The organism is Pseudomonas sp. W15Feb34 (genome assembly GCF_023127765.1).
GTDB lineage: Bacteria > Pseudomonadota > Gammaproteobacteria > Pseudomonadales > Pseudomonadaceae > Aquipseudomonas > Aquipseudomonas synxantha_A.
Map to the genome: position 1 here is coordinate 46,156 of NZ_SPKN01000005.1, position 21,570 is coordinate 67,725.

Here is a 21,570-nt window from a genome sequence, read left to right on the forward strand (position 1 = left end):
GAAAAACTTACCGCACGCGGGCTTTCAGTCTTCAACTGGCCAATAGCGTTGACGGGCGAACGGATACGTGGGCAGTGACAGTTTCTGTGCCTTTACCAAGCGGTAATAATCCAGCCAATCAAAGCTGATTCCGGCCTGCACAACGTCGCAGGCAAAGCGTTCCACGTCAGCGAACGTCAGCATTTCCTCGGCCAGATGCACGCAACGCCCGGACGATGGCACGGTTACAGCCCAGGCCTGGCGGCTGACGACGAGCACTGCAACCTGGGCCGAATCAGGCCAGCCAGGGGAAGCAAGCTGGGCGGCGCCCTGCCCCTCCTGCACAAACGCGCTCAACCACTCAGGGCTAGCGTCTAGTGCCGACGATGCGCCGCACCCGAGCTGCAGACAGCGGTTGATCCAGTGGCCGTAACCCCTGTCGATCACGGCCTCGAACACCATCCCCCAGCGCACCAACTGTTGATACAGCGCCACTTCGAACGCCAGTTCGGCGCAGCGAGCCGCCGCTTCAACGGTCTGTGGCGTACTGGAGAGACGGCCCAGGCACTCTGCGTAATCATCGGCCATGCGCTGGTATCTCGGCGCCGCCAGCCATGCCTGCCGACTGGCATCGTCAAGGTGCTGCGGCTGCTCGCACAGGTAATACACCAGGCGCGGCGTGAACGTCGCAGGCGCATCCAGCACGCTGTGTGCGGCCTCTTCAAAAAACCTGTCCACGTCTATGCCTGCTTTCAACACACCAGCGAACCGCTCGCGATGTGCGCTGCGGCTGATGTTTATGGTATGCGCCAGCGCCAAACGATCAATTGGCCCGCTGTCACGGACGAAATGGGCGAACCGCAGCAGGTATTGGCGTAGTTGCTCTCGCGTTGCGGCAGACAGACAAATCGGCACGTCCACCGCTGCGTCGGTCCCGCGCACCAGAGCTGGCGCAACGGACTGCAGCACGCTGAACACATTGGTGCCGCCGATCCCCAGGCAATTGATCGCTGCCAACCGCGCAGTGTCGGCGGGTTGCTCCAGCGCCTGCGACCACACCCGGGTGTCCTGGCTGACCCGGAACGGCGAATGCTCGAAATCGATGCGCGGATTGGGCGTGGTGAAATTGAGTGAAGGCACCAGGGTGTCGTGCTTTAGCATCAACGCCACTTTGATCAGGCTGGCGATGCCGGCTGCCTGTTCAAGGTGACCAATATTGGATTTGACACTGCCTATCGCACAAAAACCGTGGTCCTGGGTATCCAGGCGGAAGGCTTTTTCAAGCGCCTTGATTTCCAGAGGGTCGCCCAGGCTGGTGGCGGTACCATGACACTCCACATAACTGATCTGCCGCGCATTGGCGCGCGCCAGCGTGATCGCCCGCACCATGGCTTTGGCCTGCCCTGGCACACTGGTGGCGGTGTAGCCGATTTTCATCGCCCCATCATTGTTGACATGGCTGGATTTGATCAGCGCATACACATGATCACCATCGCGTATCGCGTCGGCGTGGCGGCGCACGATGACGCTCGCCACGCCGCTGCCGAACAACGTGCCGCTGGCATCACTGGAAAACGGACAGCAACGACCGTCGCGAGACAATAACGGGCTCTGTCCGAGGGGATAACCGGTATGGTGCGGAATACGAATGGCGGCTGCCCCCACCAGCGCAGTGTCGACCTCCCCCAGGCGCAGAGCGTTGCAGGCCAGGTGCAACGCCACCAGCGAACTTGAACACGCGGTCTGCACGGTCATGCTCGGGCCTGTCAGGTTGAGCTTGAAGGACAGGCGCGTGGCGAGAAAATCCTTGTCGTTACCCTGGTGAACCAGGCTGGCGGTTTCATGATGCAAGGGGTCGAGACGGTCACCAAACTGATGCAAATAGCTGGTGGTGATGCCCCCCATGCATGCATAGACACCCGTCACGCCGGCTTGAGCCGCCTTGACATGCCCGGCATCCTCAAGCGCCTCATACCCCACCTCCAGCAACAGTCGATGCTGCGGATCGAGCAATATGGCCTCGCGCGCGGAAACCCCGAAGAACCGCGCATCGAACCATTCGATGCCTTCAAGCACCGGGCTGCGCCGGATATAACCAGGCTCGCTCCATTGCTCGCGGGTGACACCCGCCGCGCTCAGTTGCTGATCGTCAAGGTCAACGATCGACTCGCGGCCCTGGCGCAGGTTCTCCCAGAACACTCGCTGGTCAGGTGCACCCGGAAAGCGGCATGCCAACCCGACAACGGCCAGGTCGCCCAGATGGCTCTCTAGGGCCTGGCTCACAGTTGGCGCAGATCACGCAGTTGGGCGTCCAGCGGGTCCGGACTCGGCCCCGGCACACCCTGTTGCGCATACGCTCGACACAAGTCCGCCACGGTCACGATGCTGGTGATCGCCACGGCATCGGCGAAGGGGTCTGTTCCATAAACCGCTTCCAGGTTGCTGATCAGCGTCGCCAGGTCCAGGGAGCTCAGGCCCAAGTCGCTGAAGCGGCTGTCAATTTCCACCGCCACCAAAGGCCCACCCTTCGCCCCCAGAACCTGAGCGATCTGGTGCTCTACTTGATCGAATACTTGATCCATGACTTGATGATTCAGCATGTGAAACCTCCATCGACTGCAATGTTTTGACCGGTGACAAAGGTGCCCCGGTCTACCAGGTACAGGATCAGATCCGCCACTTCCTGCTGGGTACCCAGACGCCCCAACGGTGTGCGGCGCTCGATCCTGCTGAGTGTCTGGGGGCTCAGGTCCTTGACCATGTCACTGGAAAAGTAGCCAGGCGAAACCGAGTTGACGCGAATGCCCCGTGGGCCCAGCTCCTTGGCCAGGCTGCGGGTCAAGCCATCCATCGCGGCCTTGGTTGCGCTGTAAACCGTCAGGCCGGAATGACCCCGCAGGGCATTGATAGATGACACATTCACCACGCTGCCCGCGCCACGCTTGAGCAGCTTGGCCGTGACCAGCTTGGTCAGGTACAACTGGCCCTTGAGGTTGATATCAAGCGCACTGTCGATGTCCGCCACGCGCATCGTGCTGAGGATGCCTTCAACACCGGTGGCGGCATTGTTGACGAGCCCGTCGAGGCCACCGAAGCGCTTTTCCACCTGCTGGACGAAGGCGGTGAGCGCTGAGTAGTCGGTGCAGTCCAGTGCCTGCCAATGAAAGTCGGCACGCTCGCTCAACTCCGTGACAGCCGGAGACTCTCGACGACTGAAGGTCGCGACGTTATAGCCTGCCTCCAGGAAACATCGGACCGTCGTCAATCCCAGGCCCTGGCTACCGCCACTGACAATGATGGTGCCCTTTACCGCAGATGGAGCGCTGTCATGGCGAGTGTGTAAAGCGTCAGAAACTGCATCAGTCATTGCGAGGCCACCTTGATTTTCTTGAATCGATCGCTGTGCAGGCGCCCGGTCACAAATTCGATATGACGCGGCACCTTGAAATCTTCCAACCCTTGCTGGCAATGCAGCATGATCTGGCGCTTGGCGTCGTCGGTGTCCAACTCACCCTCCAGAACGACCGTGGCGGCCACGATCTGCCCGGTGACCGGACTCTTGCGCCCCCATACCACGGCATCCTTGACGAAGGGGAGGCTCAACAGCCGACTCTCGACTTCTACCGGCAGCACTTTGAGCCCTCCCACATTGATCAGGCTTTCTCCACGCCCGAGGATGCGGAAATAATCGCCACGGGTTTCAACCAGATCCCCCGTGCATAGCCAGCCCTCCTGATCGATCACCGACGGCGCGTTCAGATAGCCGAGCATCGCGGTGCGGGTCTTGATCCACAGAATCTGATCAACCACCTTCACCTGCACATCGTCAGTGGCAATTTGAATCCACAGCGAGTCACTCGACTCCGAGCGCGTGGAGAGGATGCCCAGCTCGCTCATGCCATAGGTCTGCTTGAAACGCACAGCCGGGAACACCTCGTTCAGCGCGGCCAGGGTCGATTCGGGCATGGTCTCGGTGCCGTAGGTCACCAGTTCCAGGCTGGAAAGATCGTAGGTCTCGTACGCCCGTCCCCATAGCAGCATGTTGAGAAATGTAGGGGTGGCGGGAAGGAGCTGGATCCGGTGTTCAGCAATCTGCCGGCAAATGCTCACGGCGTCGCGGGAATCGAGCTTGACCAGTGTCGAGCCGCTGAATAAACAGTGCAGCAACGTATTGAAACCGCCGATATGGTCCAGCAACAGGAATGCAGCCGTGGTACGAGGCCTTGAGCGCGGCGCATCGCGGTATTTGGCAAAAAGCCTTTCGAGGCTGAGCAGGATGGCCTTGGGCTCGCCGCTGCTGCCTGAACTGAGCAATATCAGACCGGCTTCTCGGCGATCGAACAGGCCTGCCACCAACTCGTGGGTGGGCAACTGTGTGGTTAACGCCTGCAGATCGCCGGAGTGATCGGCGTCGATGATCCAACTGGCCCCTGTCGTACGTGCCACCGCCGCGCAGCGTTCAGACGAACTGCGATTGAGTGGCACCACCACGCAATGCCGGGTGTACAAGGCCAGAATCGCCCCCACCATCGCGCAGCTATAATCACCATTGATGATTACCGTGCAGCACGCGATGTTCTGGTGCGCCAGAAGCGCCTGCCAGGACATCATCGCTTGCCCTATGGCGTTGAAGGAGGACTGCTGCCCATCGGCGATCAGCGCAATGCCGTCGCCGAACGAAGCCAGGCGGTCGCTGATCCAATTACGTTCCTCTCTCATGTCTGCCTGTGCTCCTGTTGCTGTTTGCCAAAACACCGCACGAACGCTCAAGGCGATGCGCGAGCCATCCTGGCCGACAACCCGACCAGCCCTCCAATCAGTAACCGCGCCAGCCTGGCCAACCTTCCGGGAGCGCGAAAGCCCCAGATGGCATCCATCCAGGCGGGCAATTGCAGCAACTCCACCGACAGCCCAGCGCGGCTGCGCAGGTACACCACGTGGGATAACCCACCGCCAACCGGCGGCGTGCTTGAGCTGAAGCCTTCACGCAGCACGCGTCGGTAAAGGGCATTGAAGTGGCTTGGGCGGCGTACGCCCAGGGCGACATTCATCAGTCCGGGTTCATTGAGTGGTCGTACGGCGCCCACGCCTTGGCGGTGCACCAGTTCGATCCAGTGCTCACCCGCATCCAGGGCGCAGCGCGGCGTGTCGCAGCTGACCGTGGCCGAGGGCTGGCACGCCGACAGCGGCAGCCCCAGCGCCCGATGAAAATAATCCACGGCGTCCTCCAGATCTTCGACCACCAGCCGTACGCCGATAATGCGCCCGACCGCGCCGCCAGCCTCAGCCTCCACCAGTTGCACCGGTACGCCATCGGGGTCGCGCAGCACTGTGCCGGCGAGGTCGACGGGTATACCGGCCGCCTGCAAGCGCGCCACGGCGGCGTCTATATCGGCTACCGCGACAAACAAGCGCTCGTAGCCGCTGCGTGTGCGCGTTGCCGCCGGCAACCGGCACGGTTGGCTGAACTCGAAGAATTCAAGCTGAAAAAATGCCTGTGCGTCAGCCATCCAGTAATTGACGCCCTGCACCACCGTCATCTCGAACAGTCGGGCAGCCATGGGTCCGCGAACCTGAAAACTGCCGGTGGCACGCAAACCCAACAACGCGGCATAAAACTGCATGCTGGTGGTGGCGTCGGCGGAGCAGATTGCGACCTGGCACAATCGCGGTGGCGCAAGTTCGGACCTGCTCACGGGCGATTCCGTGGCGTAAAGGAAATGGCAAATCGCTCGCTCAAGCCTGCGGCGGGGTTGGAGAAATCCATCTTGATATCGCTGAGCTTGCACGCCGGGCGCAAATCGGTGTGATACAAAAACAGCGCCAGGTTCAACGACAACAGGATATTGGCCAGCCCCGCCCCGATGCAGGTGTGCGGCCCACGACCGAAGGGTGCCCAGGCGCCGCTGGCGCGGTGTTCAAGCCGCGGCTCTTCATAGCGAGTGATGTCGAAGACCTGAGGGTTCTTGAACCACGCAGGATCCGTGTGGTTGGCAGTGGTGAATAGAATGATGTCCTGCCCTTTGTCGATCGAGTAACCCTGGAACTCGAAGTCTTTCGCTGCCGTACGGCGCACGGCGTAGGCCGTTGGATAAAGACGCATCACCTCGCGGATGAAGTTCTTCAGGGTCTCCATGTTTTCCAGGCCATCAGCGTCCGGCAATCCCTGGCTGAAACAGGCATCCACTTCATCACGCAACGCCTGGTGCAAGTGCGGCTGCTTGAAAAGCTCCAGCAACATGAAGCTCAAGGTGGCACCGACGGTGTCGATGCCTGCCAGGTAGGAGATGATGGCGTGGTTGCGCATATCTCCTGGGGTAAACCACTGGGGCTGGACCATCTGCCCTTTTTCCTTGAGCGTCTGGAAGTAACCCTGGGTTTGCTCCTGGGTCCGTTCCGACTCGATAATCCGGTCGGCCAGCGCCTGCACCTGCTTTTTCGCCGCCCGGTAACCCGGCAGGCGCAACGCCAGCCGCGGCCACTTTTTCAGGGCACAAACGTTCATCGCGGTATTCTGATACCGCATCAGCGCCTCGACTTCATCCGGCGTGGGTTGATAACCCTGCAGTGATCCACCAATCTGCTGCGACAGCACATGCCGAAACAGCGCCGACACCTTTTGATCAACGCCGTAGCGCGCTTGCAGGGTATCCGTGAAGATCTGCGCAAGCATGGGAATGCGCTCGTTGAACGCCGACTTGGAGAACAGCGGCTTCATCAGGTTGCGCTGGAAGCGATGGGCATCACCATCCACGCCGATGAACGAATGCGGGCATTGCATCTCTTGCAAGGTCGCTTCCCAGAACCCGCTTGAGACAAAGCAATCCTTGCCCTTGTCCGCCACGAATCGGTTCGCCTCCATGCCGGCCAATACCACGAAGTTCATATGCGCGGCCTTGACCCGGTAGACATCGCCATAGGTACTGCGCGTGGTTTGCAAGAAGCCCAGGGGGTTGCGGATCAAGGCAAGCGCACTGCCGAGCAGTGGCCAGCCCTTGACCACGGGAAGCTGGCGGTTGCCGGCCCCACTCGAGACCTCTCTTTCCCACGATGTCATCGTTGCTCTCCCGGATGGCGTTTGGTCTATGCATTGCCGCGCCCTGCCTGCGACACATCAGTGCCCAGCGAAAAAAGCATAACCAAAAGCGGCGCGATCCAAACCTATAAGCACTGATAGGTAAATTAGCCGAGGTCGATCTCGGGTGTGGCGCAGATGCCCGGCAGCCTCCATGGCGGCGTCACCGTGTGGGGGGCCGCTTGGCGCCGACACAGGCAGGCCAGGTCGAGGGTACGCACGCGGGGAATGACTTCCTGCACGCGCAGGCAAAACCTGGCCCGAGGCGATTCATGACAGGCAGCCACAGCCAGGCAGTAGCGCGCCAGCAGCAGTGTTGACCAGAATTGCCAATGCCGGGCGTCGGTTGTCGGTGGGTTGAATTGAAGGGAATGCCCGCAGCTTGGCCCCAGCCGGAAGGCAAAGCTGTCGAGCGGTACAGCAAGACCTTCGCCGCGGGCCTTTATGTAGGCTTCCTTGAGTGTCCATATCTCGAAAAATCGCTGCGCACGGTGCGCTGCGCCACACTGCTGCAGGTCGTGGCGCTCGGCGGCCGCAAAGAACGTATCGGCCACCGAAACGCCGTCGCCCTGGCGCTGCAGGTCTTCAACATCGATGCCGATTGCCTGTCGCGACACGGCCATGACGATCAAGCCATCGGTATGGGAAACATTGAAGTGCAGGGACTGCGAGGGGTCCAACACCGGATCGATACACGGCTTGCCGTGATCGTTGTAGGCAAAGCACCAGTGCTGCGGGGGAATACCGGGGCGATACATCGACAACACATGACGCACAAGCGCCCGGGTAACCAGGTACTGATGGCGATGTCGGGCAAAATGAAATTGCGCCATCCGCTGGCGCTCACTGTCACTGAGCACCGCGGCATATTCGGCCAACAGGTCAGCCGCGACGATCAACTCATCACGACAGACCCACAACTGGATATCGCCCGGTGGTAACGGCCACTCACGATCCATCGTGACTCCAGCGGCACCACCTGGTGCCGCTCGACAGCGCGGCACCAGGTCGGCATTGCCTCAGGCCAGTACGCTACGGCGCAGTTGAATACGCACAGGGTCGCCCTCGGGCAGCTCGACTTCGTCCACTGCCAGCGGCGCCTCAAGATCGCTGCGCAACAAGCTCTGGACCAGTAACTGGCTCTTGAGCCAGTCCTCGTGGTGCACCAGGATCTCATCGACATAGGCACCGCCGAGCACGGCGATGTCGACTTTTTCGGTGTAGCCCAGCTTGGCTTTCTTGCGCAGGTCTTGCAGCCTGCGGTTGAGCTCACGTACGGCGCCTTCGCGCTTGAGCGAGGCATCGATGTCCAAGTCCAGCCAGACCACCATGTTCTCGACAATCCCGACGTTATTGAGCGTGTCACGCACGGTCAGGCGACGCTCGAACTCGTGGGGCTGGATCGTCTGCCCTGCGGCAACCAGCACCCCCTGTTCATCGATTACATACTCTCCAGCCTTCACCGCTGTGGTGACCGCCTTCATCGCCGGGCCCAGTCGCTTGCCGAGCAAGGAGAAGATCAATACCACCACGGGCTGCGCCCACTCGTCGGCATCGGCGGCCCACTGGACCTGCTTGACGTTGAGTTCCTCCTCGAGGAACTGTGCATAGCGCTCCAGTACGGCCTGTTCGATACCCGCGACGCGAATGCTGCGCAACGGAAACTTCTGCGAAACCCCATTGGTTTCGCGCACATTGCGCACGCTGGCGATCAAGTTACGCAGGCTGCTCATCTCATCGGCCAGCTCGTACGACAGGTACTGCCGATCGATGCTCGGCCAGTCTTGCAGGTGCACAGAGTCGGCATACCCCAGTTCGGTATAGACCGCCTCAGCCAGAAACGGCATGAAGGGCGCCAGCAGACGAGCAAAATTAGATAACGCGTAGTGCAGCACTTCATAGCACTGGCGCTTGTCGTCATCCAGGCCATCGCGCCAGATGCGTGCCTTGTTCAAGCGCAGGTACCAGGTACTCAAGACGTTGATGAACACTTCGATACGCGAATAGATCTTGGAAAAATCCAGAGACTCCATCCACATCTTGATATCCGATTCCAGCGCCGCCAACTCATGCAACAAGTAGTGGTCCAGGACATTGTCCAGGGGCTGGCCAAGGTCGCCGGAAGGACTGAACTGGTCGATTTCGGTGAACGTTTTATAGAACTGCAGGCAATTCCAGAACAGCAGATGGTAGCGGCGCACCACGTCGCGCACCGACTCTTCACTGAACTTGATGTCCTCTCCCTTGCAGACCGGCGATGCCAGCAAGGCCACGCGCAAGGCGTCCGAACCGTGGGTCTGCATGAGATCCATCGGGTTGGGGTAGTTCTTCAGGCGCTTGGACATCTTGCGACCGTCCTTGGCCAGAATCACCCCGTGGCACATGGCGTTCTTGAAGGGGTTCTGCTCGAAACAGCCGGTGGAGATGACCATCATCGTGTAGAACCAACCGCGGGTCTGCGCAAGGTACTCGACGATGAAGTCGGCAGGGAAAGTCTGTTCGAACTCCTGCTTGTTTTCGAACGGGTAGTGCCGACTGGCGAACGGCATTGCGCCCGATTCGAACCAGCAATCGAAGACACCGGTCACCCGACTCATGGTGCCCTCGCAGCACTGGCAGGCGAAACGATGCTCGTCGATATGAGGCACATGCAGGTCTTCGACCTTGCGCCCGGAACGCGCTTCGATCTGCGCGATGCTGCCCATCACCTCGACGGTGCCGCACTGGTCACAGCGCCATACCGGGATGGGCGCACCCCAGAAACGGTTGCGTGACACCGCCCAATCGCGGGCATTACGGATCCAGTCCCCGAAGCGCCCTTCCTTCACATGCTCGGGCACCCAGTTGACCTGGCTGTTGTTTTCCACCAACTGCTCGCGCAGCGCCGACGCGCGGATGAACCAGGACTCTACCGCGCGATAGATCAGAGGGTTATCGCAACGCCAGCAGTGTGGATAGTTGTGTTCGATCTGTTCTTGCTTGAACAGCAAGCCACTGCTCTTCAGATCTGCAAGGATGCGCGGCGTGGCCTCGAAAATATTCTGCCCGGCATACTGCGCCACCGCATCGGAAAAGGTACCGTCGTCGCGAACAGGGTTAGGTGCAGGCAACTCGTATTGCTGCCCGAGCAAGGCGTCGTCCTCACCGAACGCAGGGGCAATGTGGACAATGCCAGAGCCATCGCCCATCTGTACGAAGTCGGCGGTGACCACGCGATGGGCCGAGGCATCGATCACCTCGCCGACCACCGGCAGATAACGCAGCCCAGCCAGCTCTGCGCCGGTACAGCGTTCCAGGATCACCGGCTCATCGAGCAAGCCGCCCAGGCAACCTTCGGCCAGCCATAGGCGCTCTTCGCCGTGCTCGATGCACACATAGTTTTCATCGGCGGCCACGGCCAGTGCGACGTTGGCAGGCAACGTCCAGGGTGTGGTGGTCCATGCCAGGAAGAAAGTGTCCGGGCGGTCTTGTTGCCTGAACTTGACATAGGCGGACATATCGCGGCGCGGGCGGAAGGCGTCGTCCAGGCGCGCCTCGAAATTCGACAACACCGTCTGGCAACGCACGCAGTAAGGCACGATCTTGCCGCCCTCGTAGACATGCCCCTTGTCATGCAAGGTTTTAAAGCCCCACAGCACCGACTCCATGTAGTCGTTATCCATGGTCTTGTAGGCGCCATCGAAATCGACCCAACGGCCCATCCGGTTGACAAAGCCACGCCAGTCATCGGCGTACTTGAGCACCAGCTCTCTGCACTCGTCGTTGAACTGCTCCACGCCAAACTCGAGAATATCGCGCTTGGACTTGAAGCCCATGGCCTTCTCGACTTCGAACTCCACCGGCAAGCCGTGGCAATCCCAGCCCCAGCGGCGTGGGACCTGTTTGCCGAGCATCGTCTGGTAACGCGGTATGACGTCTTTGATATAGGAAGTCAGAATATGGCCGTAGTGCGGCAGGCCGGTAGCAAACGGCGGGCCGTCATAAAATACGTACACCGGCTTACCCTCACGGGCGCTGATGGATTGCTCGAACGTCTTTTCTTTTTCCCACCGCTCGAGTACCGCATCTTCCATTGCCGGAAATCTAACCGGCCCACTTCCTTCCGTACTCATCAGTCACACCTGTCAGTAAAAACAAAAAAAGCACCCCCTCGGGGCTTTACCTTACCTGGCGGTCTGCCGCCGCCATCGCCCGTCAATCCACGTCTGCCTCACCCTGTCGACTGGCGGCCGATACAACTGACGGCGCACAAAAAGGGGTGAGAAAAGCAGGTGGCACGGTACGACAGTCAAACGCTTCCAGCGTTTGCAGAAACCCCAGCATAACCTTGGATACACTCTCTTGTGTATCAGAGAAAAGCGTGTAGTGCCCCCAATCGTCCATGATGCGCACCTGCGCATTGGGCAGAATCTCTCCCAGGCTCAGTGAGTCCTGGAACGACACCATGGTGTCTTGCCGCCCCCCTATCACCAGGACTGGCACGCTGATCGGGGCACACCACTGGCGATCCACTTCAGGCTCAGCGGCGCTTTGGATCAGGTACATATAGCGCAGCAATGCCTGGGGGCCGCTTTTGAAGGGAGCCTCCACCAAGCCGCGGATGCGCGCATCGGCCAGCCCTGTGAGGCGGGTGGCTGTCTGTTCCGTGTTATTGGCGAAGATGGTGTGGTACATGAAATCGAGCTTGGACTCATCTTCGACCAATATGCGACTGACCTTGCCAATGGCATCGCCAGCCACTGCGCTGTAGCGGCTATTGAAGAAATTCGGGCTGTTGAACAACAGCAGCGCCTCCAAGCGTGCGGGCCATCTGCGCGCATAAGCCAACGCGGTATGAATGCCGGTGCACCAGGCGGCCAGTACCACCGGGCCAGGAGCGAGCATGGCCATCAGGTGTTCCAGGTCGCGCACCTGATCGTCCAGCGCATATTCGCGAAACCTATCGTCATACGCCCCCGGCAATCCGCGCCGTTCCCAGGTGACAAAGCCAATACCGGCCGCCTGCAGCGCCTGGGCCACGCCCTGCGTCACGGCGTTGCCGATGCCCAGGGCATTGACGAACACCACGGTGCCACCCGGCGCCTGCGTGTGTAGCACCTCCAGGCTCAAGCCATCGTGCGTGATCAGTTGCATGCTGTGTGTCCCTCTCTTCACTGTGCCTGCTTGCCCCAAGGTGCCTCATGTACCGGTTTGTCGCTGCCCCGCCACGCCTGCTGCCAGATTGTTGATCTCGTCCCAGATGTGCAGCGAACGGCTTTGCCATGCCAACGGATAGCGGCTGGCGGCGGCCTGATAGAAATCCGCCGCGGCCTCCCGATCCGTCGCAGCCCGCCGGCAATACTCGTTCAGTGCCCAGCCATAGGCCGAAATCGCCAGGCCCGAACCCAGGCCGGCGTTGGGCGAGCCGGTGCCGGCTGCATCTCCTACCAACAACAGGTTGCCATCAACTACCCGTTCGGCCCTGCTGTGATGCACCGCAATACGTTGCGTCAACCAGTTGATCCCCTGGTGCTCGACGCCCCAGCTTTTGGCGAAGAAGTCAGCCTTGTCCAAAAGCAGCTCGAGCGCCGGTGGCGTCGGTGTGCTGCTGTAGAACGCCACGCCAAACTCTTTGCGCACAGGGTAGGCCAGGCCAAAAGCGCAGTGATCGAGACGCCCGCGCGAATCGAAGGCGAACTCATAGCTCAAGCGTGACGTCGCAACCTCACTGGCGCAGTGAAACACATACCAGCTCTCACTGCCCTGAGGGGTCTGCAGCAGCGTGCACTCGATGCCCGCGGCCTGGGCCACGGCACTGCGCGCACCGTCAGCGACCACAACCAGATCGGCATCGAGGGGGAATGACGGCGCACCTGCCGTTGCACTCAGCAACACTTGCCAGGTAGCGGGCCTGCTGTCGTCGGCGACCACCGTCGCCTGATGGTCGGCGATAAACCGCACGCCCCGCGCGCAAGCCTGCTCCATCAACACCGCCTGCAAGTCGGCCAGGGAAATGGCCATCACCGACTCACCCACGAACAGCTCGGCGACTGTCTCGTCTCCATACGCCATGCTTGCATCGATACTGTCGAGAATGCCGGCCGGCAACTCGCGGGAGAAATACCGGGTGCGCTGCCCGGCGCTATTGAGGTAGAAATCGTGTCGCACGATCCGTGCGGCGCGCCGTGCCACGGCATCCAGCACCCCGATGCTTTTCAGGTAGGGCAAGGTGTGAGGGTAAAGCGTGACCATTTGCATACGGTTGATCGCGGTACGCTTTTCGACCACATACACCTGCTCGAAACCATTGGCCGCCAGGGTCAGGGCTGCCACCAGGCCAGCCGGCCCGGCCCCCAGCACCACACCGCGTTTGCCGGCCCATGCCCGCTCCGGCAGCGCGGCGGGTTGGTGGGCAAAATCGAAGGCGTAGCCGTTGCGGTGGTACACCTGCAATTGTTCCGGCGCAACGTAGTTACTCGCCGCAGGCACACTCGGCACGATCGGCGTAGCGGTCGACGGCATCGGCTCGCTGACCGGAGGCGGCATGGGAGCGAGCATTTGCTCAAGCTGTTCGATCAGCGCGCCGGCTGTCCTACACAGCACTAACTGCGGGCCGTCACGACTCTCATCCAGCCCCTCCAATGCCTGGCAAAGGCAAGCCGCCAGCACCAGCATGGTCACTGAATTCAAACCGTAATCAAGCAACGGCTTGCCCAATTGCAACGTGTGCGGATCGATTTGCGTCAGTGCGGCGATTTGCGCACGCACCACCTCATGCACATCCTCGGCGTTCGCCTCCAGCGCGATGGCTATCGCAGGCGCAGGCGTGGCGGATGTGTCAACGGTCGGCAGCCAACAGTGAACCTTGGCAAACGGATAAGTCGGCAGCTCGACGATGCGGCGGCCAGCACGCAGGCTGGCCTGGCGAGATACCTGTTGCAGGCTGATCTGTCCAACAACCCAGGCCCGGGCCTGCTCTTCCAGGCTCAACGTCTGGCGCTCAAGGGGCGCGGTATCCGGCACCTCGACCTCCTCAAGGTCACCATAGTGAATCACCACGCCGTCCACACTGCCCTGTTGCCGGTGAACACAGGCCAGCGCCGCATCCAGAGTGTCGAGCAAGGTGCCAGGTTGGCGCTGCACCCATGCCACCCGGCAGTTCATGGCTTCACGACCCTGGCTGAGGGTAAACGCCAAGTCATCCAGGGTGAGCGAAGGGGTGGCAGCCAATGCTTGCCGAGCACTGCCAAGCACAGCCTGCAGGCGCTCGTTAGTCGCTGCGGAAAAAACCAATAGCCACGGGCCTGGCGTTGAGACCGGCTCAACGGCGGCGGGTGCAGCGTCGTACGCCTGCAACAGCAGGTGGGCATTCGCACCGCCAGCGGCGAATGTATGTACAGCGGCACGGCGCGGTGTCGGCCAGGGCATGCCGCCAGGTGCATCGCTGGGATGGTGCCAATGCTCCAGGCTGCGCTGGGCCCGCAGCGGCGCCTCATCAGCGCGGGTTTGTGGATTAAGCGGTTCGGTCAGGATCGACGGCACCAGCACCCGGTCACGCAGTTGCAACGCCACCTTGATCACCTGCGCCAGGCCAATCGCGGCTTCTGCATGGCCAATGTTCGACTTCACCGAACCCAGACGGCAGTGTGGCAAGTGCGTATTGCGCGGCCCATAGACGCTTCGCAACGCCTGGAACTCAGCGACATCGCCCAGGGTTGCACCTGAGGCCGAGGTCTCGACGTAATCGACACTCCGGGGGTCGATGCCCGAGCGCTGGAAATGCCGCGACAGCAGGGTCTCGAACGCAGCAGCACTCGGCACGCTGTAGCCGGGTGTATAGCCTTTGTGGCTGATAGCGGTGGACTTGATCACCGCAGTGACCGTGTCACCTTCTTCAATCGCCTGTTTGAGCGGCTTGAGCAGCACCGCAGCCACGGTTTCACCGGGCAGGAACCCGTCTGCCTGCCCGTAGGCTCGAACCCCCGGATGACTGGCGAGCAGTTGCCCCTGGCACAACGCAATATATTTGAACGGGTGGATAGACAGATTCGTCGCCCCCACCACCGCCAACCGGCAACTGCCGCTGCGCAGGCTTTCGCAGGCCAGATGCAGCGCCGTTGCCGCCGAGGAACACATGGTGTCGAGCGCCAGGCTGGGACCCTTGAGGTTGAAAAAATGCGAAATCCGGTTGGCCATGCTTGCGGTCGATGACAAGGCTACCGTGGCCTTGCGCGGCACATCGGCGTCGAACGCGTGGTACTGCTGATACATCGAACCGGTAAACACCCCGACCTCGCCGTCGCAGGACTCAGCCAGGTAATCGCGGGTGTAGCCGATGCGTTCGAACAAGGTCCAGACCTCCTGCAAAAGCAGGCGCTCCTGAGGGTCCATCAACTGGGCTTCGCGCGGAGAAATGCCGAAAAACAGTGAATCGAAACGGTCCACATCCTCGATGAACCCGCCCCATCGGCAATACGCCCTGCCCGGCTCACCCTTTTGTGCACTGAAATACGTGTCGGTATCCCAGCGGGTCGCCGGCACTTGCGTAATGCTGTCTACGCCAGCACGCAAATTGTCCCAGAACTGCTCCACCGACGCCGCACCAGGAAAGCGTCCCGCCATGCTGATGATGGCAATATCGCCAGCTTCCACCGCCACGGGATCAGGGGTTTGCGCCGTCGGCTGGGGTGCCGGCAGCATACGCAGGCGTGCCTTGGCCTGCTCGATGCTCAGCCGGCCCTCGCGCAGTTCGTCGAGGATGGTCTTCAGGGTCATAAGTGTCTCTCTCACCGGCCAAACAAGGTTGAGATTCGCTCGCCGACTTCCGGCTGATGCATTGTCAACGCGTGCATCGCCAGCTCACGCTCAATGACCGCGGGGAGGTCTTCGCGCAGCTTGCGATTTAGATGGTGCTTGAGCGTGACCAGCGACAACCGGGGCTTGTCGGCCAACTCCATCGCCAACTCCAGGGCGTGGGCCAGCACCTGGGCACGCGGTAACACTGCAAACGGCGCGCCGCGTGCTTCAAGTAGCGCACCACTGTAGCTCTGCGCCGCCAGGAGCATTTCCTGGCCGAGGCTACCGAGCCGGGAGGGCAGGATATAGGTCGCGCCCATGCCGGGGGTAAAGCCGTACTTCATGAAGTTGGCGGTATACAGGCTCTCGCGGGACAACACCACGATGTCGCAGAACAAGCCCATTACCAGGCCGCCGCCGATAGCATGCCCCTGCATCGCGGCGATCACCGGGATCTTGCATTCAAATGCAAGGCTGTAGACATTGGCATCGGTAAAATCGCCACGCGTCTGGTTCAAGGCAAGCAGCCCTTCGCGGGTGCCGCCACTGCAAAAAAAACTGTCGTAGCCCGTGATCACCACTGCCTTGTAGGCGTCGCTGGCGTTGATTCGCGCATAGGCCTGTATCAATCCGTCGATCAACGCCGGCGTGAAGGTATTCTTATGCTCACGGTCCTGGAGCGTGAGCACCACTACCCCGTCGTCACGCGCCTGAAAATCGATGACACTGTCCATCGGCACTCCTCTTTGCAACGATTCGCCAGCCATGGGCGCGCCCGTCAGGCACATCAATCAGGCTCCCATGGGAACAGGCCGTGGCTGACATAGCGGTGGATGTTTTCGCGGGTGCGCGGGTTGCTGAATACCTGGTGATTTTGCTCGATGGCCATCTGTCGGGCGTCGAACGGTAACGTGGACAGCCTGTTCATATAGCCCTTGTATTGCTCGACGCCATGCTTGGACAGGCGCCGCAAGCGCAACAGGTGGCGGCGCAGCAACGCATCGCTATCGCTTGCCACGTCGTCCGCCAGCCCCCACTGGCTGGCCTGTGCCGCACTGACCGGCTGAGTCGACAGCGTCAGGTAATGCGCGCGCTGGAAGCCCACGCGACGAATCAGAAACGGCAACACACACGCCGGCATTACGTCAAAGATGAGTTCCGAGAGGCTGAACTGGGCATCGGTATGGCTGAGAACGATGTCACTCGCAGCCACGAAGCCCATGCCCCCGGCGTTGGCCTTGCCCCGTACATGACTCACCGTGATGAACGAACCGGTAACCATACGCTGCCAGATTTCATAGAGCCGCTCTGGTTGATGGCGTTCGCTGGCGCCGCGCACGGCGTCGTCATGCATGCCTTGGAAATCTGCGCCGAAACAAAAAACCTCGGGCCCGCCTTCAAGCACCAGCACGGTCGAATGCGCCTGGCAGTGTTCCAATACCCATAGGCATTCGTCGACCATTTGGCGGTTGATCGTATTGTTCGACTCAGGACGCGCAAAACGCAGGAATGCCAGGCTGCCTTCAGTGCGAAACTCGGTGGCCTGGAAGTTCATGGCTGGAAACTGTATTCGCGGTGGTAACCGTTGATCGCGCTTAACAGTAACTTGCCCGACAACCCTCCCGCCGCGATTACGCTGTCGGTGACTGGACAGGCGACGGTGTGGTCGCGGGTACCAAACCGCACGGCGTCATTGCCCAGCAGGATTGACTCGTACTCAGCCAGGCTCAGGCTATAGCGACTATCGAGTTGTTGTGCGATGGCCTGGGCAGACAGATGATCACGACTCTGGGGCGTGACCGTACCGCTGAAAAACTCCGAGCAGCAACCCGAGCCATAGGAAAAGCATCCAATACGCCGAGGCTCATCGAACCGCGCGGTGCTGATGATGCCGGCCAGGGACAGAAACATCGTGGCCCCCATGATATTGCCCACGCGTTGGCAGTACGCCAGCCCGGGCGCCACACGCTGGGCGAAATCAGCTTCGATGGCTGGCGGGTCGGCTGGCGCGAACTTGCGCATCATCAAGCGGTGCGCGCCTTTGACCATGCCACCAAAAGGCGTGTGAAACGCCAGGTAGTCGAACGTGCGCGCATAGTCCACGTCGTCGACCCGAAGGCGATATTCATTGAAGGTTTGCTCACAGCAATCCAGGTACGACATCAACGATAGATCGGCGTCCCCGGCTTCGCTGTCGGGCTCCGGCCGACAGGTGTCCATCACCTCGAAGCTGTAATAACCACTGGCGCCGATGTCGAGGCTGAATACATGCGGCTTGTCACTGATCAACATGGCCACTGCGCCCGCACCGCCACTGGGTTCCGAAAAAGCCCAGTCCTGCGCCGCGGCGCCGCCTTCACCAATCATCAGGAAGCGACACAGGTCCACTGCGACCACCAGTGCCTTGGCATTGGGCGAGGTCTGGGACAACACGAACTGCACCGCGCTATGAAAACCGGCAGTGCCCGAGTAGCAGGCCTGCTTGAGTTCGAAAACCCGGCAGTTTTTTTTCAGCCCCAAGTAGTCATGCACATAAGTACTGACGGACTTGCCGAAATCGATTCCCGACTCGGTACAGGTAATCAACAACTCAATCTGATCGCGCTCTTGCGGGCTCAAGGCATCGATCAGTGGCTTGGCGGCATTCACGGCAAACGTCACCGGGTCTTCGCTGTGCAACGCCACGCTCTTTTCGTGCATCAACAGGTTGCCGAAACGCTGGGAGTCCAGCTTGCGGTGTCGCGCAAGCATGGTCACATCCAGGCTCGCCGCGCCGCCAAATACGTTCATTGCCTCGATACCCACTTGCCTCGTCATTGCAGCCTTCCTGAGTTTTCCAGACACAACGCTGTATTGATGCCGCCGAAGCCATAGCTGAGGTTGAGTGCACAGCGCAGGGCGTGCTGTTCAGCGCGGTCGCAGACCCATGCGAACCCGGTATCCAGGGGGTGATCCAGGTTGCGGTTGGGGTGCAGTTGCCCGGCCTTCATTTGCAGTACCGTGGCTATGGTCTCCACCAGCCCGGCAGAAGCCAGGCCATGACCGATGAGGGACTTGGTCGCGTTGATCGACGCCTCGCGCAAGCCGCAATGAGCCAAGGCACGCAGTTCGGTTTCATCACCCAGTACCGAGCCACTGCCGTGCGGGTTGATATAGTCCACCTGGCGCGCCTGCCAGCCCGACTTGTCCAGGGCCTGGCGGATCACACAGGACTCCCCGTCAAACGAAGGGTTGGGGTTGCGATTGCCGTCCATCGCCACTGACCAGCCGGCAATCCGCGCATACGGCGAAACGCCACGGCGGCGCACGCTGGCCTCGCTTTCAATCACCACGACTGCACTGGATTCACCGTAGATGAACCCATCGCGATCACGGTCAAAAGGGCGGCACGCCAGGGCCGGACTCTCGGCAAAACGGTCCGAGCCCATCGCCCCCAGGGAGCGAAAGCCATGGCACTCCCAATACGACAGATCCATCACCGGCGCCAAGGCAATGCACACGTCCACATCCCCGGCTCGCACAGCCTGGGCCGCATTGATAATCGCCATCTGCCCACTGGCCGACGCAGCCCCCAGAGTGTAAGCGAACCCCCGAATGGGGAAGCGCTCGGTGCAAACTCCACACAGGTCGGTATCGAGAAACTGCGTCGCGTAGCTGGGCTTGATGAAGTACGGGGTCAGCGCGCAAGGCGCATGGGCCTGCTCGATGGCGCGCTGCTGGAAGTTAGAGCCACCGACCACCAGGCCGATACGCGTCGGGTCACACTGATCCAGCTGCGCATCCGCCCACGCTTCTGCCAAGGTCGCCAGGGCAATGCGCGCAGAGAACGACATACCCCGCGAACCGGATTCCAGGTTGGCGCCGGCTTGCTCGTCCACATCGATTTCAGCACCGATGAATGTGCTTTCCAACTGACGACCCGGGCGGCGCATCATCGAGAAAGCATGATTGCCAGCCAGCAAGGCCTGGATAAAGTCATGCTGACCGGTGCCGATGGACGAAGCCACGCCCAGCCCGCTGATCAACAGCCCTTGCGTGTCAGAGCTTGCCATGAAGCAACTCGGCCAATTCGCCGATATTGCGAGCGGCCTGCGTCTGCACCATTGGCATGCGCAACCCAAGGGCGCTCAAAGTCATGGCGACGATGTCGGCGCGGTCCATCGAATTGGCGCCCAGGTCCACCAGGCGGTCGTTCCGGGCGATGGGTTGTTGAAGCTCAGGGAGGGTTTCGCGGGCATGCTTGACGATCAAATCGAAGACTTCGGCCTGGGTCATTTATCTATCCTTTAGCCGGCTCAACCGGTGGTTGCTCAGGGGGTGCAGCGACTAACTTAGCGGATCGAAATCGGCGGGAAACCTATAAGACCTTGTAGTAGTCAGTGATCGCGGTCTGGGCTATACCCAGCAACCGTGTGAACACCCAAGGATCGCTACCGATGCCCCGACACATCTGTATCACCGGCGCCTCAGGCTTTCTGGGCAGCCATATTGTGGAAAAGCTGCTGCACCACGGCTGCACCGTCGACGCCCTGTTGCGCCGCCCCACTGCGCATTTGCAAGGCCTGGCAGCCCGCCACGCGCAACTGCGCCTACACGTAGTCGACCTGGCGCAGCCAGGCGCGTGCAATGCCCTGTTCAGTGAGTGCGACACCGTTATTCACTGCGCCGCCAGCGTCACTAACAACGCCCGGCCTGGCTCGCGGCTTTGGCAGCAAACCCTGGAAATGAATGTCAACGGCACGCAAAACGTAATCGACGGCATACGCCAGGCCGCCAGCGTGCGCACCTTCGTGTACACCTCGTCGATGGCGGCCATTCTGTCGCCAGACATGCCAGCCGGGCACGCCTTCAGCGAGGCCGACTGGAACCATGCCTCCCTGGAAGCCAGCGACCCATACTGGTATTCCAAGACAGCCGCCGAGCGACTGGTGACGGACGCCTTCCAGCCCTGGCCCTGCGAGCCTCGCGTGGTGTGCATCAACCCATCGGTGATCATCGGGCCGGTGCTCGACCCCCGGCATGCTGCCACCAGCATTGCCATCCTCCATGACCTGCACACGGGCAAGACACCGGCCTGCCCGGACCTGAACTTTCATTTCGTGGATGTGCGCGACCTGGCCGAACTGCATGTGCGCGCGGCGCTGGATGACGTCATTGAGGGGCGCTTTATCGTGCCGGGCCATGAGGCTTCGATGCTGGAACTGGCCACAATGATCAAGCAGCGCTTTCCCGACAGCAAGGCACCCCAAAGACGAGCACCCGACTGGTTGATGTACCTCAGCGCGATGCTGAACCCACGCCTGTCGCGTCGCTATCTGCGACAGAACCTTGGCGTGCGCCGGGTATTCGATGACCAGCGCACCAGGCGCGCCTTTCAATTGAGCTATCGGCCGCTGGAACACAGCGTCGCCGATACCCTTCAATCATTATCCCCGACAGCACCCTGAATCAAGGTAGCGCAGGGCACCTAGCCATGCGCTACCAGGAGATTGACCAGATCGCCTACGGTGTCAAACTTGTAGGCCTCGTTGTTCAGTTGTGCAAACTGGAAATTCGAGCGTTCCTGCAAGCGCGTGAGCAATATCAGCTTGTGCAGGGAATCGATGCCCAGTTCACCCTGCAAGTGCGTTTCAGTCTCGATCGACGCCGTCTCCCATCCCGGCAACTTCAACTCACGGATCGACTCACTGACCGTTTGCTGCGCCACGTTGATTTCCATCTTCACCTCCTCCTACAAGCGA

17 protein-coding genes are annotated in these 21,570 nt (G+C 60.8%); 1 reads left to right on the forward strand and 16 read right to left on the reverse strand.

Annotated features, from left to right (window positions below):
- Positions 1–24 precede the first annotated feature (24 nt).
- The 15 genes from E4O97_RS02775 to E4O97_RS02845 all read right to left on the reverse strand — a co-directional run bounded on the left by E4O97_RS02775 (position 25) and on the right by E4O97_RS02845 (position 20,104).
- Complete coding sequence (locus E4O97_RS02775; RefSeq protein WP_078820784.1) at positions 25–2,262, reverse strand: polyketide synthase; 2,238 nt, start codon at positions 2,260–2,262, stop codon at positions 25–27.
- The gene (locus E4O97_RS02780) at positions 2,259–2,579 is read right to left on the reverse strand and encodes an acyl carrier protein (RefSeq protein WP_032877008.1); all 321 of its coding nucleotides are present in this window, start codon (positions 2,577–2,579) and stop codon (positions 2,259–2,261) included. The genes E4O97_RS02775 and E4O97_RS02780 overlap by 4 nt, the downstream gene beginning before the upstream one ends.
- A complete protein-coding gene (locus tag E4O97_RS02785; protein ID WP_078820783.1) occupies positions 2,573–3,346 on the reverse strand; it encodes an SDR family oxidoreductase in 774 nt (257 codons plus the stop codon). Before E4O97_RS02785 ends, E4O97_RS02780 begins: the two co-directional genes overlap by 7 nt.
- Positions 3,343–4,698, reverse strand: a complete 1,356-nt coding sequence (locus E4O97_RS02790; protein WP_078820782.1) for a fatty acid--CoA ligase family protein — start codon at positions 4,696–4,698, stop codon at positions 3,343–3,345. The genes E4O97_RS02785 and E4O97_RS02790 overlap by 4 nt, the downstream gene beginning before the upstream one ends.
- A 47-nt stretch (positions 4,699–4,745) precedes the next feature.
- On the reverse strand, positions 4,746–5,675 hold the full coding sequence (locus E4O97_RS02795) for a VOC family protein (protein ID WP_216090991.1): 930 nt from the start codon (positions 5,673–5,675) through the stop codon (positions 4,746–4,748).
- Entirely contained in the window at positions 5,672–7,036 is a 1,365-nt protein-coding gene (locus tag E4O97_RS02800) for a cytochrome P450 (protein ID WP_032877012.1), read from the reverse strand. Before E4O97_RS02800 ends, E4O97_RS02795 begins: the two co-directional genes overlap by 4 nt.
- A gap of 125 nt (positions 7,037–7,161) precedes the next feature.
- Complete coding sequence (locus E4O97_RS02805) at positions 7,162–8,013, reverse strand: 4'-phosphopantetheinyl transferase superfamily protein (protein WP_078820780.1); 852 nt, start codon at positions 8,011–8,013, stop codon at positions 7,162–7,164.
- 60 nt (positions 8,014–8,073) lie between these two features.
- Positions 8,074–11,166 carry an isoleucine--tRNA ligase gene (gene ileS, locus E4O97_RS02810; RefSeq protein ID WP_248160831.1) on the reverse strand — a complete coding sequence of 1,031 codons (3,093 nt, stop codon included), beginning with the start codon at positions 11,164–11,166 and terminating at the stop codon, positions 8,074–8,076.
- Between the two features lie 82 nt (positions 11,167–11,248).
- Positions 11,249–12,187, reverse strand: a complete 939-nt coding sequence (locus tag E4O97_RS02815) for an alpha/beta hydrolase (protein WP_103735466.1) — start codon at positions 12,185–12,187, stop codon at positions 11,249–11,251.
- Positions 12,188–12,232: 45 nt separating this feature from the next.
- Positions 12,233–15,808, reverse strand: a complete 3,576-nt coding sequence (locus E4O97_RS02820; protein ID WP_248128358.1) for a beta-ketoacyl synthase N-terminal-like domain-containing protein — start codon at positions 15,806–15,808, stop codon at positions 12,233–12,235.
- 11 nt (positions 15,809–15,819) lie between these two features.
- Positions 15,820–16,563 carry a polyketide synthase gene (locus E4O97_RS02825; protein ID WP_032877017.1) on the reverse strand — a complete coding sequence of 248 codons (744 nt, stop codon included), beginning with the start codon at positions 16,561–16,563 and terminating at the stop codon, positions 15,820–15,822.
- A 53-nt stretch (positions 16,564–16,616) separates the two neighbouring features.
- Entirely contained in the window at positions 16,617–17,384 is a 768-nt protein-coding gene (locus E4O97_RS02830; protein ID WP_032877018.1) for an enoyl-CoA hydratase/isomerase, read from the reverse strand.
- Complete coding sequence (locus tag E4O97_RS02835; protein WP_032877019.1) at positions 17,381–18,646, reverse strand: hydroxymethylglutaryl-CoA synthase; 1,266 nt, start codon at positions 18,644–18,646, stop codon at positions 17,381–17,383. Before E4O97_RS02835 ends, E4O97_RS02830 begins: the two co-directional genes overlap by 4 nt.
- Positions 18,643–19,881: a beta-ketoacyl synthase N-terminal-like domain-containing protein gene (locus E4O97_RS02840; protein WP_032877020.1), complete on the reverse strand. Its 1,239-nt coding sequence runs from the start codon at positions 19,879–19,881 to the stop codon at positions 18,643–18,645. The genes E4O97_RS02835 and E4O97_RS02840 overlap by 4 nt, the downstream gene beginning before the upstream one ends.
- Positions 19,868–20,104, reverse strand: a complete 237-nt coding sequence (locus E4O97_RS02845; RefSeq protein ID WP_032877021.1) for an acyl carrier protein — start codon at positions 20,102–20,104, stop codon at positions 19,868–19,870. The genes E4O97_RS02840 and E4O97_RS02845 overlap by 14 nt, the downstream gene beginning before the upstream one ends.
- A 161-nt stretch (positions 20,105–20,265) precedes the next feature.
- Here E4O97_RS02845 and E4O97_RS02850 point away from each other — a divergent pair, with 161 nt between their 5' ends.
- Positions 20,266–21,276 carry an NAD-dependent epimerase/dehydratase family protein gene (locus E4O97_RS02850; protein WP_248160832.1) on the forward strand — a complete coding sequence of 337 codons (1,011 nt, stop codon included), beginning with the start codon at positions 20,266–20,268 and terminating at the stop codon, positions 21,274–21,276.
- A 20-nt stretch (positions 21,277–21,296) separates the two neighbouring features.
- On the opposite strand, the gene E4O97_RS02855 is transcribed toward E4O97_RS02850, so the two are convergent.
- On the reverse strand, positions 21,297–21,548 hold the full coding sequence (locus E4O97_RS02855; protein ID WP_032877023.1) for an acyl carrier protein: 252 nt from the start codon (positions 21,546–21,548) through the stop codon (positions 21,297–21,299).
- Between the last annotated feature and the right edge of the window lie 22 nt (positions 21,549–21,570).

What these genes read in the sequence shown, in the direction of transcription:
- E4O97_RS02790 (WP_078820782.1), bottom strand. Translation starts at nt 4,698, where the DNA reads ATGAGAGAGGAACGTAATTGGATCAGCGACCGCCTGGCTTCGTTCGGC.
- E4O97_RS02805 (WP_078820780.1), bottom strand. Translation starts at nt 8,013, where the DNA reads ATGGATCGTGAGTGGCCGTTACCACCGGGCGATATCCAGTTGTGGGTC.
- E4O97_RS02815 (WP_103735466.1), bottom strand. Translation starts at nt 12,187, where the DNA reads ATGCAACTGATCACGCACGATGGCTTGAGCCTGGAGGTGCTACACACG.
- E4O97_RS02830 (WP_032877018.1), bottom strand. Translation starts at nt 17,384, where the DNA reads ATGAACTTCCAGGCCACCGAGTTTCGCACTGAAGGCAGCCTGGCATTC.
- E4O97_RS02850 (WP_248160832.1), top strand. Translation starts at nt 20,266, where the DNA reads ATGCCCCGACACATCTGTATCACCGGCGCCTCAGGCTTTCTGGGCAGC.
- ileS (WP_248160831.1), bottom strand. Translation starts at nt 11,166, where the DNA reads ATGAGTACGGAAGGAAGTGGGCCGGTTAGATTTCCGGCAATGGAAGAT.
- E4O97_RS02855 (WP_032877023.1), bottom strand. Translation starts at nt 21,548, where the DNA reads ATGGAAATCAACGTGGCGCAGCAAACGGTCAGTGAGTCGATCCGTGAG.
- E4O97_RS02785 (WP_078820783.1), bottom strand. Translation starts at nt 3,346, where the DNA reads ATGACTGATGCAGTTTCTGACGCTTTACACACTCGCCATGACAGCGCT.
- E4O97_RS02780 (WP_032877008.1), bottom strand. Translation starts at nt 2,579, where the DNA reads ATGCTGAATCATCAAGTCATGGATCAAGTATTCGATCAAGTAGAGCAC.
- E4O97_RS02840 (WP_032877020.1), bottom strand. Translation starts at nt 19,881, where the DNA reads ATGGCAAGCTCTGACACGCAAGGGCTGTTGATCAGCGGGCTGGGCGTG.
- E4O97_RS02800 (WP_032877012.1), bottom strand. Translation starts at nt 7,036, where the DNA reads ATGACATCGTGGGAAAGAGAGGTCTCGAGTGGGGCCGGCAACCGCCAG.
- E4O97_RS02835 (WP_032877019.1), bottom strand. Translation starts at nt 18,646, where the DNA reads ATGACGAGGCAAGTGGGTATCGAGGCAATGAACGTATTTGGCGGCGCG.
- E4O97_RS02820 (WP_248128358.1), bottom strand. Translation starts at nt 15,808, where the DNA reads ATGACCCTGAAGACCATCCTCGACGAACTGCGCGAGGGCCGGCTGAGC.
- E4O97_RS02825 (WP_032877017.1), bottom strand. Translation starts at nt 16,563, where the DNA reads ATGGACAGTGTCATCGATTTTCAGGCGCGTGACGACGGGGTAGTGGTG.
- E4O97_RS02845 (WP_032877021.1), bottom strand. Translation starts at nt 20,104, where the DNA reads ATGACCCAGGCCGAAGTCTTCGATTTGATCGTCAAGCATGCCCGCGAA.